General features: G+C 38.5%; 10 protein-coding genes and 2 pseudogenes. 11 read left to right on the plus strand and 1 reads right to left on the minus strand.

The annotated features are described in order from the left end of the window. Both RYK12_RS10165 and scrK read left to right on the plus strand, forming a co-directional pair. Positions 1-83: pseudogene (locus RYK12_RS10165) on the plus strand (PTS beta-glucoside transporter subunit IIBCA); the annotation flags it as partial. 254 nt (positions 84-337) lie between these two features. Continuing rightward, positions 338-1,225, plus strand: a complete 888-nt coding sequence (scrK, locus tag RYK12_RS07555; RefSeq protein WP_000164309.1) for a fructokinase ScrK — start codon at positions 338-340, stop codon at positions 1,223-1,225. Between the two features lie 42 nt (positions 1,226-1,267). Here the strand turns inward: scrK and RYK12_RS07560 are convergent, their stop codons facing one another. Further along, the gene (locus RYK12_RS07560; RefSeq protein ID WP_000076168.1) at positions 1,268-1,885 is read right to left on the minus strand and encodes a TVP38/TMEM64 family protein; all 618 of its coding nucleotides are present in this window, start codon (positions 1,883-1,885) and stop codon (positions 1,268-1,270) included. A gap of 483 nt (positions 1,886-2,368) precedes the next feature. Between RYK12_RS07560 and RYK12_RS07565 the strand changes: the two genes are divergently transcribed. From RYK12_RS07565 to pnp, 9 genes and pseudogenes are all read left to right on the plus strand, one after another. Continuing rightward, positions 2,369-2,584 carry a hypothetical protein gene (locus RYK12_RS07565; protein ID WP_247953279.1) on the plus strand — a complete coding sequence of 72 codons (216 nt, stop codon included), beginning with the start codon at positions 2,369-2,371 and terminating at the stop codon, positions 2,582-2,584. A gap of 25 nt (positions 2,585-2,609) precedes the next feature. Beyond that, on the plus strand, positions 2,610-3,371 hold the full coding sequence (locus RYK12_RS07570; RefSeq protein ID WP_247953278.1) for a DUF6261 family protein: 762 nt from the start codon (positions 2,610-2,612) through the stop codon (positions 3,369-3,371). 123 nt (positions 3,372-3,494) lie between these two features. Then, complete coding sequence (locus tag RYK12_RS07575; protein WP_247953277.1) at positions 3,495-7,430, plus strand: hypothetical protein; 3,936 nt, start codon at positions 3,495-3,497, stop codon at positions 7,428-7,430. Then, a pseudogene (locus tag RYK12_RS07580) lies at positions 7,417-7,599 on the plus strand (type I restriction-modification system subunit M); the annotation flags it as partial. The gene RYK12_RS07575 and the pseudogene RYK12_RS07580, both read left to right, overlap by 14 nt. Before the next feature lie 103 nt (positions 7,600-7,702). After that, a complete protein-coding gene (locus RYK12_RS07585; RefSeq protein ID WP_247953276.1) occupies positions 7,703-8,107 on the plus strand; it encodes a YbgA family protein in 405 nt (134 codons plus the stop codon). Continuing rightward, the gene (locus RYK12_RS07590; RefSeq protein ID WP_247953275.1) at positions 8,091-8,453 is read left to right on the plus strand and encodes a TIGR02328 family protein; all 363 of its coding nucleotides are present in this window, start codon (positions 8,091-8,093) and stop codon (positions 8,451-8,453) included. The genes RYK12_RS07585 and RYK12_RS07590 overlap by 17 nt, the downstream gene beginning before the upstream one ends. Positions 8,454-8,696: 243 nt before the next feature. Then, on the plus strand, positions 8,697-10,946 hold the full coding sequence (gene metE, locus RYK12_RS07595; RefSeq protein ID WP_314848238.1) for a 5-methyltetrahydropteroyltriglutamate--homocysteine S-methyltransferase: 2,250 nt from the start codon (positions 8,697-8,699) through the stop codon (positions 10,944-10,946). Between the two features lie 104 nt (positions 10,947-11,050). Continuing rightward, positions 11,051-11,917, plus strand: coding sequence for a methylenetetrahydrofolate reductase [NAD(P)H] (metF, locus tag RYK12_RS07600; RefSeq protein WP_314848240.1), 867 nt, complete (start codon positions 11,051-11,053; stop codon positions 11,915-11,917). 451 nt (positions 11,918-12,368) lie between these two features. Continuing rightward, the gene (gene pnp, locus RYK12_RS07605) at positions 12,369-14,582 is read left to right on the plus strand and encodes a polyribonucleotide nucleotidyltransferase (RefSeq protein WP_227326088.1); all 2,214 of its coding nucleotides are present in this window, start codon (positions 12,369-12,371) and stop codon (positions 14,580-14,582) included. Positions 14,583-14,585 lie beyond the last annotated feature (3 nt).

Raw genomic sequence — 14,585 nt, forward strand, 5'->3', positions numbered from 1 at the left:
ATACAGCTGACTACGCTTCAGTAGCTCCAGTCGCAACAGGTTCAGTTGCGAAGGGTGATGCTGTGATCGAAGTGAAAATCTAATACTCTTCGAAAATCAAATTCAAACCATGTCAGCTTCGCCTTGCCGTACTCAAGTACAGCCTTCGGCTAGCTTCCTAGTTTGCTCTTTGATTTTCATTGAGTACAATATTCCCTCTCACAATGAAAACGAACAAATGACATGTTTGTTCGTTTTTGCTTGAATGGTAAGATTTACAGAGGAAAATCTAAAAAATAGAGAAATTTAGACTTTCGAAATATGCTATAATAAAGAAAATAAAAACAAGAGGTTTATCATGACAAAATTATATGGAAGCTTGGAAGCGGGCGGTACAAAGTTTGTCTGTGCTGTCGGTGATGAAAACTTTAACGTTGTAGAAAAAACGCAATTTCCAACAACAACTCCAATCGAAACAATCGATAAAACCATCGAGTTCTTCTCAAAATTCGATAACCTTGCTGGTCTTGCAGTCGGTTCATTTGGTCCGATTGATATTGATAAGAATTCAAAAACTTATGGCTTTATCACAACGACTCCAAAACCAAACTGGGCAAATGTGGACTTGCTTGGTGCTCTTCGTCGCGCGCTAAACGTGCCAATGTACTTCACTACAGACGTAAACAGCTCTGCCTATGGTGAAGTGGTTGCCCGTAACAATGCTGGTGGCCGTATCGAAAACTTGGTTTACTACACAATCGGTACAGGTATCGGTGCAGGTGTCATCCAACGTGGAGAGTTTATCGGTGGTGTGGGTCACCCTGAGATGGGTCATTATTATGTTGCTAGACACCCAATGGATATTGAAAAAGAGTTTAAGGGTGTTTGTCCTTTCCATAAGGGATGTCTGGAAGGCTATGCAGCTGGTCCAAGTTTGGAAGCTCGTACAGGTGTTCGTGGGGAAAATATTGAACTCAACAACCCTGTTTGGGATGTTCAAGCCTACTATATCGCTCAAGCTGCGGTCAATGCGACAGTGACTTTCCGCCCAGACGTGATTGTCTTTGGTGGAGGGGTCATGGCTCAACAACACATGCTGGACCGTGTCCGTGAGAAATTTACAGCTCTTCTCAACGGTTACCTACCAGTACCAGATGTGCGTGATTATATTGTAACGCCAGCAGTCGCAGGAAATGGTTCTGCTACTCTTGGAAACTTTGTCCTTGCAAAAGAAGTTTCAAAATAAAGCACAAAATCCGCTTGGGAAACCAAACGGATTTTTTATGTGTCAAAGCATTTGCCAGAAAAAGTCAATAATATAGGTCAGACCGTAGGTATAAACCACGAGGGTAAAGGGCTTGGTCAGAATGATGATGGTCATATAGCGCTTGAAGCTCATCTTGGTCAGGGCAGCCAGCATACAGAGAAAGTCAGCTGGACTAATGGGCCAAATCATCATAAAGATAAAGAAACGGTCAAAACGATTGCCCTTATCCAACCAGCCGATATACTTGTCATAGGTGCGCTTGCTGACGACAGACTGGACAAAGGCAGCCCCATAGAGGCGCACCAGATAAAAGATAATGGCACAACCAATGACAATGCCGATATAGTTGTAGATCGTACCGATGATGTGGCCGTAGATAAAGACGCCAGCCACCGAGGTCAAGGCCCCAGGAATGATAGGGACGACCGTTTGTAAAATCTGTAAAAAAATAAAGAGAGGTGGCCCCCAGATACCTGCCTGCTGGATAAAGGCAGAGAGGGTTTCTTTAGACTGTAAAATCCCAGCCTGATAAGCCCAAATACAGAAAATCAAACTCCCAACCCCACCGACAATCGATGAGATGTTGATAACTTGCTGCAGAAGGGGAGAAACAGCTTTCATTTGTTTATCCTGTGACATGTAAACTCCTCATAGATAGTATAACTATACTATACCATATTTTGGAGGAGAAAGGGGGAATGAGTCTTTTTGATGAGAAATGGATAGGAAGATAGGTCTTCGAGACTTAGAATAGGTCTCTTTCCTAAGGTTTATATGTAATCTAGTTTTAGAATGACCACAATTCCATAAATTTACAAGTATTCTAAGCTTCGAATGGCTTATCTGAGAAAGATTTGGGGTCTTCTAGCTTTTGAATAGTCATTTTCCCTAAAGTTTATATGTATTCTAAAGCTCGAAAAGGTAAAATCTAAAAATAGTAAGAGTCTCTATCTGATGGATGGTATGTATGTCTAGTCAGATAGAGATTTTTTTAATTTGGAAATGTCTGATTTGTCCTGAAAAGTACATTTTAGATGGAAATAATGACAGTTGAGCGGATGGGGGTTAAAATGGTTTGGGAAACTGTTAGAATGAATGTATCAACTTAAAGGAGAAAAATTAATGAAGAAAGTTAGAGATGATGAGGAGAGTGTACTATGGTCATTTCCTGTAATTGGAATTGTATTATTGGTCTGTGTATTGTTTCAAGTCTTTGTATTTAAGGATAGACCTTTGATTCAACATGGTAGACAAGGAAGCATTGTAAAAACAGATCAAAAACAGGTCTATCTTCCAGAACTAATCCAGTCTTGGTTTGATAAAGAAAAAACAAAATGATTCGTTAAATAGAAAGGATATCATCATGACAAAAACATACGCTATTCGCCCTCTTAGTTACAGCAACTTTACCAACCGTGAGTTTGAAAGCCTGATGATGGATACTCATCAAAGTTTAGCAACTTTTTCCAAAGCAAACAAGGATGAGGGCATGTATGTCAAACATTTGGAACCCTTCAAGACCAAGCTTGATGATTTTCAAGCTCAGCTTGCGACGGTGGAGACGAAAGAGTCTAGTAATCTGACAGAAGTCGATCGCAATCGTGATAGTGCCTTGGTCGGTCTCTTTACCCTTCATAGAGGATTTGCTAAGATTAAGGATGTTAAGCTCAAAGAAGCTCATGAAACTCTGAAACCAGTCTTTGCTAAGTACAAGGATATCACTAAGCACAGTAACGATGTGGAAACGGCAGAAATCAAGAGCCTTCTCAAAACACTTAGTGAAACACCCTATCATGAGGCAGTTACCAGTCTAGGACTGACTCCTATGCTGACGGCGGTGGTCAATGCTCAAGAGGAATATGACCAAGTGGAAAGTAAGGCGCGTGCTTCTAAGTCTGCCAAGGAAGTCGGTAAGACCAGACAACTCCGTACCGAACTTTCAACTAGCTACGACCTCTTTATGCGCTATACAGCAGCCAGTGCAGAAGCCTATCCTGAAAAGGAACACCTGACTCAACTTCTCAAGGAACTCAATAGTATCCGAGATAGCAAGCGCCGTCTCATCACTAGTAGCAAGAAAGATAAAAAGACCAAACCAGCAGAACCAGCTCAAGCAGCAGGATAAAGACAACCCCTTAGAAGTGGATTTCTAAGGGGATTTTTGTATATAAAAGCTTTATATACTGTGTCAGAATTGATATAATGGTAGTTGTTTAAACATATAGTAATTATTGGGAGAGATAAATTAATGGCAAGAGAATATAAATTTCGAGCACTTACTTCAAATAAAGATATAAAAATAAAGCCAGTAACAGAAAGAGCACTTAAATTTGCGATTGACAAAAATTCGGAAGTAACCAACGTAGCTATTACTGGGAATTATGGAGCAGGGAAAAGTAGCGTTGTTGAGAGCTTTGAGTTCCAATGTACAGATAAAAAATTCCTCCATATATCTTTGGGGCAGTATGATGAAACGATAAGCAATGAAAAAAATGGACTAAATAATCGTCAAATCAATACCATTGAAGGGAAAATAATCAATCAATTACTTCATCAAATTAATCCTAATCAAATAAGAAAATCCATTTTTAAAACTCTTGATGCAGAGTCGCAGATTGAACCTTTTAATATTTCGGTCTATTTAGGTTTAGTAATATTACTATCCTTATACTTATTAAATATTTCTTCATGGAATGGTTTGATTCAGAACTTTTGTTGGCTATCTTGGACTACGAAACCTATTATCTCCCTTCTTGTACTAGTAATTTTATTTATTTTAATTATATATGGAATTTATTTTTTACTGAAACTACAAAAAGATTTTGGTTTTGTCAAAAAATTATCCTTAAAAGCAGAAAAAATTGAAACTGACATTGAAATTTTTTCAAATGATAATTCTAAAGTATCCTATTTTGATCGCTACTTGGACGATGTCCTTTATTTATTCAAGCAATCAGGAGCAGATGTCATAGTATTTGAAGATATTGAACGTTTTAATGATTCTAGAATTTTTGAAAAATTGAAGGAATTAAATATAGTTATCAATAGAAAAAGAAAGATATGTAGGGATTCCAAGTTGGTGTTTTTCTATCTTGTAAAGGATGATTTGTTTGAATCTCAAGAGAGAACAAAGTTTTTTGATTTTATTATTCCGGTAGTTCCAGTTGTCACTGCTTCAAATTCTTATGACCAATTATCAAAAATATTAAAAGATATGGAACTTCATAAGGTGTTAGATGAAAAGTTTTTATTCAATATCTCATTATACCTTGATGATATGCGTCTGATTAATAATATTTGCAATGAGTATCTGACTTATAAAGAAACATTAAGTAAATTACCGTTAGAGAGTGAGAAAATTTTCTCAATGGTAGTCTACAAAAATATTTTCCCTAAAGACTTTTCGCTTTTACAAAAAAATCAAGGATATTTATTTGAATTATTGAACTCAAAAGAAATAGCATTAAAAAATCGTAGGGAGGAATTAAATAGTAAGATAAAAGAATTGGAGAAAAAGATAGAGAAGGCAGATGAAGAACAATTAAACGATGAGCTTGAATTATATGGAACTATTTTGAAAGTACCATATGGGAGAAAAGTAATTAAAGTAAATAGAAAATTTGAATCAGATTTTTCAACGCGCTCAGATTATATAAAAGAGTTACTTGCAGATGAAAGTGAAATATGCTCCTTTGACAGTTATTACAATGCACATTATAATCAAAATGAACGTAATGAGGATATTGATTCTATATTTCCAGATAAAAATACTCCAGAATTCCAAGAACGTTTAGAAAATATTAGGAATAAGAAGCTCATAGAAAAATTGGAAAAAGAAATTAAGAAAATGAACGATGATCTTGGGAAACTAGATAGTTATAAATTATCAGACGTTTATCAATATGCTACAGATATTGATGATTTTAAAAGTGACTTTGCAAAAGAAATAAGAAAGAATCCTCAATTCTCAATAATTTCTTTCCTAATTAGAAATGCTTATATTGATGAGAGCTATCAAGATTATTTGAATCATTTCTATGAAAATACTATAACGGTAGAAGAAAAAGAATATTTAAGAAATGTTGTTTCTGGACGTGATGGTAATTATGATATTTCTTTACCCCATACTAATGAAATAGTTAATCGCTTGTCGATTAAAGATTATAGATATAGTTATGTGCTAAATTATAATTTATTTGACTATTTACTAAATTCCAAAAAAGAAAATGATACTGAGTGTTTAGTTCAAATATTTAAACAAGAGAATGTTTTGGATTTCTTGATTAACTTTTATAATACATTAGATAGATCTACATCAGGTCAAGGTGTAATTTATAAAAAAGAGACTATTAAATTATTTTTTAAGAAATGGTTGGAGCACAATGTTAGTCTTTTTAACGAGTATTTAGAAATTAAAAATGGAGGATATGCTGTTCTAAATAAAAATAGTCTAATACTATCATTAATGAATTTAGTTGATTTGAGTGGTATTCCTGAAAAAACAAAAGTATTGATTTCAGGATATATAAATGATAATCAAGAGCTTCTTTCTCCAAATATGAGTTATGAAATTCAGCAGTTTACTAAAAATTTATCAAATATTGAGATAAAAGTTAGAGAATATGCACAGAATATTTATGGATCCTTATTAGATGCAAAAAAACTTACAGATTATAAAGAAATAATGAATTATATCTATCGGAATGATTTATATTCGATTTCTGAGAATAATTTGAAATTTTTTATAAAATGGAACTTGGGAAAAAGATATACTAATTATGAATATACTCACAAGAATTTTGAGCTTATTAGTAAAAATATTGAATTGAAATCACTGTTTGATTACTGTTTAGATTCGGAAGATAATTTGTTACAATACGCCAATGTTTATATAAAAATATCAAACGGGGAAATGGATGATGATTCTTCTTATATTGAGAACTTGCTTAAACATGATATTTTATTTAAAGTTGAGGATTACGAAGATGGGGGAATAACACCTGCCGTAAGTATATTGAATAGTATTCCAAAATTCTCCATTAAATACACTGTAGAGAAGTTTCAAGGATTATCTAATGATATAAAACTGATAGAATATCTTGTACGGCTTCAAAAAGGGCAAGTTAATTCTGAAATTGTTTGTTCCTACTTTTCTTCATTTAATGATATTGCTGATCGCCTGGTTGATTTTATTAATCAAGATCCCAATTTTGTATTAAACAGAGATATTTTTGTACAACTTGATGAGAAAGTACAGGGAGATTTTTTTGATAAAATTGTATCTGAAGATAATCTGAACTTAACTATCTATAAATCAATGCTTGCATCAATGCAATGGCATTACAATAAATTTGATGTAATGGGGCTTTCGGATGATAGATTAGAAGTTTTGATAGATTTGGAGGTTATAAAATTCAATGCTAATAGTCTTAAGTTCATCAGAGAAGAATATCCATCAATGAAAAATTATTTCATTTCAAGGAATATTGAAAAGTATCTTGAGATTGAAGAAGAGGTTCATGATGAAACGGAACTCAATGATTTGTTGCAATATGAGGAAATAGATGATTCCTATAAGCTACAAATAATAGATATTCTGGATCATGTAAGCTTGAAAAATAAGCAATTTTCTATTAAACTTGTTGCTCATATCCTTGATTCTAAATTTGATATAGATGATTTAAGTTATATAATTAGTTCCAATTATTATGACAATGCAGATGAATCTATCAAAATTAAGATAAGACAGTTAGCTAAAGAAAATTTGGATGATTTGATTAGATTAGATAGTGAAGAAATTAGTATTCAGTTATGCAGAGAGTTATTGACTATGGACGATATTCAGCCTTTAGATCGTACAAGACTGCTCAAGGATAATTTACTATCTAATCCAGAAATGTCAACACATAGGTTAGATTTGTTAGGGGACTATCTAAATCTATTTGAACTGTGGGAGATAATGGTTTTTTTGGGTGATTCTGATGTATATAAAGAATGGGAAAAGGCTTTTGAAAAATTGAATGGGAACGGAAAAGGAAACAATTATGTCACAGTTAAGAAAAGTAATTTCAACGAAAAGATGAGAAATTATCTTTTATCTAAGGGCTTGATTAGCAGTTCGTCCACACAACCTCAAGGAATTCGGTTGAATGGTTTTAGAGAAGGTGAGATTAAGTACTGGTGAGGAAGAAGTAGTAGCACTGCTGACAGACATTGTCAGCAAGATTAACGAGACAAATAAAGTAATCGAAAGCCAAACAGCTTCTCTACTTGAAATGCTCGGTCAACTCCACGGAACCACACCAGAAACCGATGCAGAACTCAAAGAGTTTTTGAAAAACTTTAAAGGGTGATGGGGCTAATTTATTCGCTCATATTCCGCTCATAATTCGCTCATTTTTAAGATATAACTTTGTTTCCATATTTCCGGGGAACTAGTAGAAAGTAAGGAGAAATATGGAAAATAACAACCAACGTGCCCTTTGTCAGCGACTCTGGGCGGAAAATAAATACCTTGTTTTGAGCCATTCCAGCAATATTTACAATGAGATTCGCCAATACTTGAAGAATGAAGAGGTGGAAGTGAGTCAGGTTCAGGAGATGATTGACCGTGCCTGTCAGATTCCAGAACACAGGGGTCAGGTTTGCAATGCCTTTCAGCATATTTGGGGATATTTCAAGAAGAAAGCAAGGGAGACTGAACGCAAGGATTATATGTTTTTACTGGAGCGTTATCACTCTGGTCATGCCACCAAAGAAGACTTAATTGCTAAGACGAGAGACTTGCTTGAACGCTATCCCAATACCTACTTGCAACATTCGACTTTACTGAAAGGAGACGCCCATGAGACTTTGGCATGAGGCTTTGATTTCACAACTTCCCCGTCCTCAACTCTTGGGGCAACATCGAGAGTGTTGCGCCCTGCGTGGCAATGGCTGGGGCAGAAAGCATGCGACGGTGGACTATGTCTTTACCCACTCGCCCTATCGTCTCTATGCCTATCATCGCTTGATCATGGAGGAAATGGCTGGCCGTGGCTACAATGTCAGTCCAGAGTGGTTGGACAAGAACTACCGAGGTAAGACCTGCCCTCCTTATCAAGACTTAGCAGAGGAAAAGCTGAAAAGTCCTATATACAGCGAACATGATGCTGCCTACTATAAGGAGTGTCTGGACAATCTCCGAGAGAAGGGGATCAACCTATAGTCTTTTCTAATAACAAGTCATAGTCACTTATAAGAATTACTAATAACGTGTTTGAGCATTCTAACAAAAATACAGCAAAAAACAAGTTACACAAAGGATTTGAGGCATGTGTCTCAAGTCTTTTTCTTTTGTCTAAAACAGAGATATAGTTTCAAACTATATCAAAGCCTAATTTTTTACAATTATACAGACGCTTTCTTTTCTGTTAAGATAGTTTCAACAACAAATTTTGGAGGACACATCATGTCAACTACAATCATCGGTTTCCCTCGTTTGGGCGAATTCCGCGAATTAAAATTTACAACTGAAAAATACTTTAGAAAAGAAATCTCAGAAGAAGAACTCTTGGCAGCAGCAAAAGACTTGCGTGCTAAACACTGGAACATTGTCAAAGAAAAAGGCATCACTGAAATCCCATCAAATGACTTTTCTCACTATGACAACTTCCTAGATGCAGCTTTCCTTTTCAACGTGGTACCTGCTTCAGTTCAAAACTTGGACTTGTCTGACCTTGAGCGCTACTTCGCTTTGGGTCGTGGTTACCAAGGAGAAAAAGGGGATGTTCGCGCCCTTCCAATGAAGAAATGGTTCAACACCAACTACCACTACATCGTTCCTAAATTTGAAAAAGACACTCAAGTCAAACTTGCAGGTCACAAAATCTTTGATGAGTTTCAAGAAGCCAAAGAACTTGGATTGAACACTCGTCCTGTTCTTGTAGGTCCATTCACTTTCCTTCAATTGTCAGACTTTGAAGAAGGCGTGAAAGCAGAAGACTTTGTAGACAGCTTAGTTGTTGCTTACCAAGAAGTTTTTGCAAAATTGGCAGAACTTGGTGCGACTCGCATCCAATTGGACGAAGCGGCTCTTGTGAAAGATTTGACTGCCGAAGAAAAAGCTCTCTTCTTGAACCTTTACAACAAACTCTTGGCTGACAAAAAAGGTCTTGAAGTCTTGCTTCAAACTTACTTCGGAGACGTTCGTGACGTCTACGCTGACCTTGTAAACTTGCCAGTAGATGCTATCGGTCTTGATTTCGTTGAAGGTAAGAAAACTCTTGAATTGGTTAAAGGTGGCTTCCCAGCTGACAAGACTCTCTACGCAGGTATTGTCAATGGTAAAAACATCTGGCGTAACAACTACGAAAAGAGCTTGGCTATTCTTGAACAAATCCCAGCTGAAAACATTGTCTTGACAAGCTCATGCTCACTTCTTCATGTGCCATTTACAACTGCTAATGAAGAATTTGAACCAGCAATCTTGAACCACTTTGCCTTTGCAGTTGAAAAATTGGATGAGATTCGTGATTTGGATGCTATCCGCAATGGTCAAGGTGAAGAAGCACTTGCAGCCAACAAAGAACTCTTTGCGACTGAGCGTGTTGGTGAAAATGCTGAACTTCGTGCGCGTATCGCTGGCTTGACAGACGCAGACTACACTCGTTTGCCAGCCTTTGCAGAACGTGAAGCTATCCAAGAAGAAGCTTTCAAACTTCCAGCTCTTCCAACAACAACGATTGGTTCATTCCCTCAAACAAAAGAAGTTCGTGCGAAGCGTTTGGCTTACCGTAAAGGTGAATTGTCTCAAGAAGAGTACGATGCTTTCCTTGCTGAAACAATTGACGAATGGATCAAATGGCAAGAAGATATCGACTTTGATGTCCTTGTTCACGGTGAATTTGAGCGTAATGACATGGTTGAGTACTTCGGTCAAAACTTGTCAGGCTACCTCTTCTCTAAAAATGGTTGGGTACAATCATACGGTATGCGTGGGGTGAAACCACCAATCATCTGGGGTGATGTAACTCGTCTTAACCCTATCACTGTTAAATGGTCTAGCTATGCACAAAGCCGTACAAACAAACCTGTTAAAGGTATGTTGACTGGACCTGTTACCATCCTCAACTGGTCATTCCCACGTGAAGACATCTCTATCAAGGATTCTACTCTTCAAATCGCCCTTGCTATCAAGGATGAAGTGCTTGACCTTGAAGCTGCTGGTGTGAAAATCATTCAAATCGATGAGGCTGCTCTTCGTGAAAAATTGCCGCTCCGTCGTAGCGACTGGTACGAAGACTATCTTGACTGGGCAATTCCTGCCTTCCGCTTGGTACACTCAACAGTAGCGCCAGACACACAAATCCACACTCACATGTGTTACTCAGAATTTACAGATATCATCCCAGCTATCGACAACATGGATGCGGACGTTATCTCATTTGAGGCTAGCCGTTCAAACCTTGAAATCTTGGATGAACTCAAAGCGAAAAACTTCCAAACAGAAGTGGGACCTGGGGTTTATGATATCCACTCACCTCGTGTACCAAACGAAGGCGAAATCGACCACACAATCGAAGCCATCCTTGCTAAAGTGCCAAGCAAGAAAGTTTGGATCAACCCTGACTGTGGTTTGAAAACACGTGGTATTCCAGAAACAAAAGAAAGCTTGATCCGCCTTGTTGAAGCAGCTAAAGCTGCGCGTGAGAAATTGTAAGATAAGGATTTCTCTAGAAGCGCTGTTTGGTCAATCTGCCTGTTTCACTTGGATTCTAGGAATCCAGCTAACGAAAAAAAATCAACTAGAAAAGGATAATGACTATGTCACGCCAAACACCGTCACTCTCATTTGAAGTGTTCCCTCCCAACCCAGCCGTGGGTAACGATAACATTATTTCTGCTCTTCAAGATATGCAGGAGTTGGCTCCTCACTTTATCAGTGTAACTGCCAGCAATAATAAATTTAATATCAAGGAAACGACGGTTCGTTTGGCTGACTTTATCCAAAATGACTTGACGATTCCGACTATTGCCCACTTGCCAGCCATCTATTTGACTAAGGACAAGGTGGCTGAAACCATTGCTGACTTGGACAAGGTTGGGGTACAGAAAATCTTGGCATTGCGTGGGGATATTATCCCTGATGTGGAGCCGCAAAAGGATTTCCGCTATGCAACTGACTTGATTGAGTTCATCAAGGAACAAGCCCCTCACTTTGATATTGTTGGTGCTTGTTATCCAGAAGGCCATCCAGATTCACCCAATCAGATTTCAGATATTCAAAATCTTAAGAAGAAAGTGGATGCAGGTTGTTCGAGCCTTGTAACTCAGCTTTTCTTTGACAATGAGCGCTTCTATGATTTCCAAGACAAGTGCATCTTGGCTGGGATTGATGTTCCCATTCATGCAGGGATTATGCCAATTCTGAATCGAAATCAGGCTCTCCGCCTCTTGAAGACTTGTGAGAATATCCATCTTCCACGCAAATTTAAAGCCATCTTAGACAAGTATGAGCATGACCCTGAGTCGCTCAGAGCAGCAGGACTTGCCTATGCAGTGGACCAAATCGTGGACTTGGTAACTCAGGATGTTGCCGGTGTGCATCTCTACACTATGAACAATGCGGATACAGCAAAATACATCCACCAAGCAACCCATGCCTTGTTTAATCATCAGTCTCTAGGATAATAAAAAGCAAACCATTCTTCTCAGCTGAGGGGAATGGTTCCTTTTTAATGGTAAAGACCGCACTTTTTAAGAAAAATATGATAAAATAGACTCTGTACGTACTTGATACAAAGATGAGGGTATAAACAGATTTTTAACTATTCAAATCTGCTATAAAAAGGAAAAATACTAAAGAATAATATTTTTAAACTTTTCAAAGTATCTAGATAGTTGAACACGGACTAAATCCCTAGTGAAAAAGATAGATTTCCTGGTGAACATGGTACACTGCGTCAATCGAATGCTATCTTGTGTAATTGAACCCGGCCGAAAAGCTGTGTAAAAAAGATAAACTGTCTTGTCTTCATCGAAGACTTCGTCAGTTTCCTATTTTTACTTTGCTTTTGACGCCCTTGGTATCTTGATCTTTGTAGGCAAGGCGTATAATTTCATCAATCCAAAGGGGATTAAAATGACAAAACAAGTATTTCAAACGACTTTTGCGGGTCGTGAGTTAATTGTAGAGACTGGTCAGGTTGCTAAGCAGGCAAATGGCTCTGTTGTCGTGCGTTACGGTGAGTCAACTGTCTTGACTGCGGCCGTTATGTCTAAGAAGATGGCAACTGGGGATTTCTTCCCTCTTCAAGTCAACTACGAAGAAAAAATGTATGCAGCTGGGAAGTTTCCTGGTGGCTTTATGAAACGTGAAGGACGTCCTTCAACGGATGCGACTTTGACAGCGCGTTTGATTGACCGTCCAATCCGTCCTATGTTTGCGGAAGGTTTCCGTAATGAAGTACAGGTGATTAACACCGTGCTTTCTTATGATGAAAATGCCTCTGCACCTATGGCAGCTATGTTTGGTTCATCCTTGGCATTGTCTATCTCAGATATTCCATTTGACGGACCAATCGCTGGGGTACAGGTTGGCTATGTAGATGGTCAAATCATTATCAACCCTACGCAAGAACAAGCAGAGCAATCTCTCCTTGAATTGACAGTAGCTGGTACCAAACACGCCATCAACATGGTAGAGTCTGGTGCTAAAGAATTGTCAGAAGAAATCATGCTGGAAGCCCTCCTTAAAGGGCATGAAGCAGTCAAAGAATTGATTGCCTTCCAAGAAGAAATCGTTGCGGCAGTCGGTAAAGAAAAAGCAGAAGTAGAATTGCTTCATGTGGACGCTGACTTGCAGGCTGAAATTATCGCAGCCTACAACAGCGACCTCCAAAAAGCTGTCCAAGTAGAAGAAAAATTGGCTCGTGAAGCTGCAACTCAAGCAGTCAAAGACCAAGTAACTGCTGTTTACGAAGAAAAATATGCGGACCATGAAGAATTCGACCGTATTATGCGTGATGTTGCTGAAATCTTGGAACAAATGGAACATGCTGAAGTGCGCCGTTTGATTACAGAAGACAAGGTGCGTCCTGATGGTCGTAAGGTCGATGAAATCCGTCCTTTGGATGCGGTTGTTGACTTCCTTCCTCGTGTGCACGGTTCAGGTCTCTTCACTCGTGGGCAAACTCAGGCCCTTTCAGTTTTGACCTTGGCTCCAATGGGGGAAACTCAAATCATCGATGGTTTGGACCCAGAGTACAAGAAACGCTTTATGCACCACTATAACTTCCCACAATACTCTGTAGGGGAAACTGGTCGTTACGGTGCGCCAGGTCGTCGTGAAATCGGTCACGGTGCTCTTGGTGAGCGTGCTCTTGCTCAAGTCTTGCCAAGCTTGGAAGAATTCCCATATGCTATCCGCTTGGTGGCTGAGGTCTTGGAATCAAATGGTTCTTCATCTCAGGCTTCTATCTGTGCTGGAACTCTTGCACTTATGGCTGGTGGTGTGCCAATCAAGGCGCCAGTAGCAGGAATTGCCATGGGTCTCATCTCAGATGGAAACAACTATACAGTCTTGACAGATATCCAAGGTTTGGAAGACCACTTTGGAGACATGGACTTCAAGGTTGCAGGAACTCGTGACGGAATTACAGCCCTTCAAATGGATATCAAGATCCAAGGGATTACTGCAGAAATCTTGACTGAGGCTCTTGCCCAAGCCAAGAAAGCCCGTTTTGAAATTCTTGATGTGATTGAAGCAACCATTCCAGAAGTTCGTCCAGAATTGGCTCCAACTGCTCCGAAAATTGATACCATCAAGATTGATGTGGACAAGATTAAGATTGTCATCGGTAAGGGTGGAGAAACCATCGACAAGATTATCGCTGAAACAGGCGTTAAGATTGATATCGACGAAGAAGGAAATGTGTCTATCTACTCTAGCGACCAAGATGCTATTAACCGTGCTAAAGAAATTATTGCTGGTTTGGTCCGTGAAGCCAAAGTGGATGAAGTTTACCGTGCTAAAGTCGTTCGTATCGAGAAATTTGGTGCTTTTGTTAACCTCTTTGACAAGACAGATGCCCTTGTTCATATCTCTGAGATGGCTTGGACGCGTACCAATAATGTCGAAGACTTGGTAGCAATCGGGGATGAAGTTGATGTTAAGGTTATCAAGATTGATGAAAAAGGACGTGTGGATGCTTCTATGAAAGCCCTTCTTCCTCGTCCTCCAAAACCTGAACGTGATGAAAAAGGCGAAAAGTCTGAGAGACCTCACCGCCCACGTCATCACAAGGACCACAAACCTAAGAAAGAAATTACAGAAACACCAAAAGATTCAGAATAAGAA

Origin of the sequence: uncultured Streptococcus sp., from assembly GCF_963518475.1 — a bacterium.
Lineage (GTDB): Bacteria > Bacillota > Bacilli > Lactobacillales > Streptococcaceae > Streptococcus.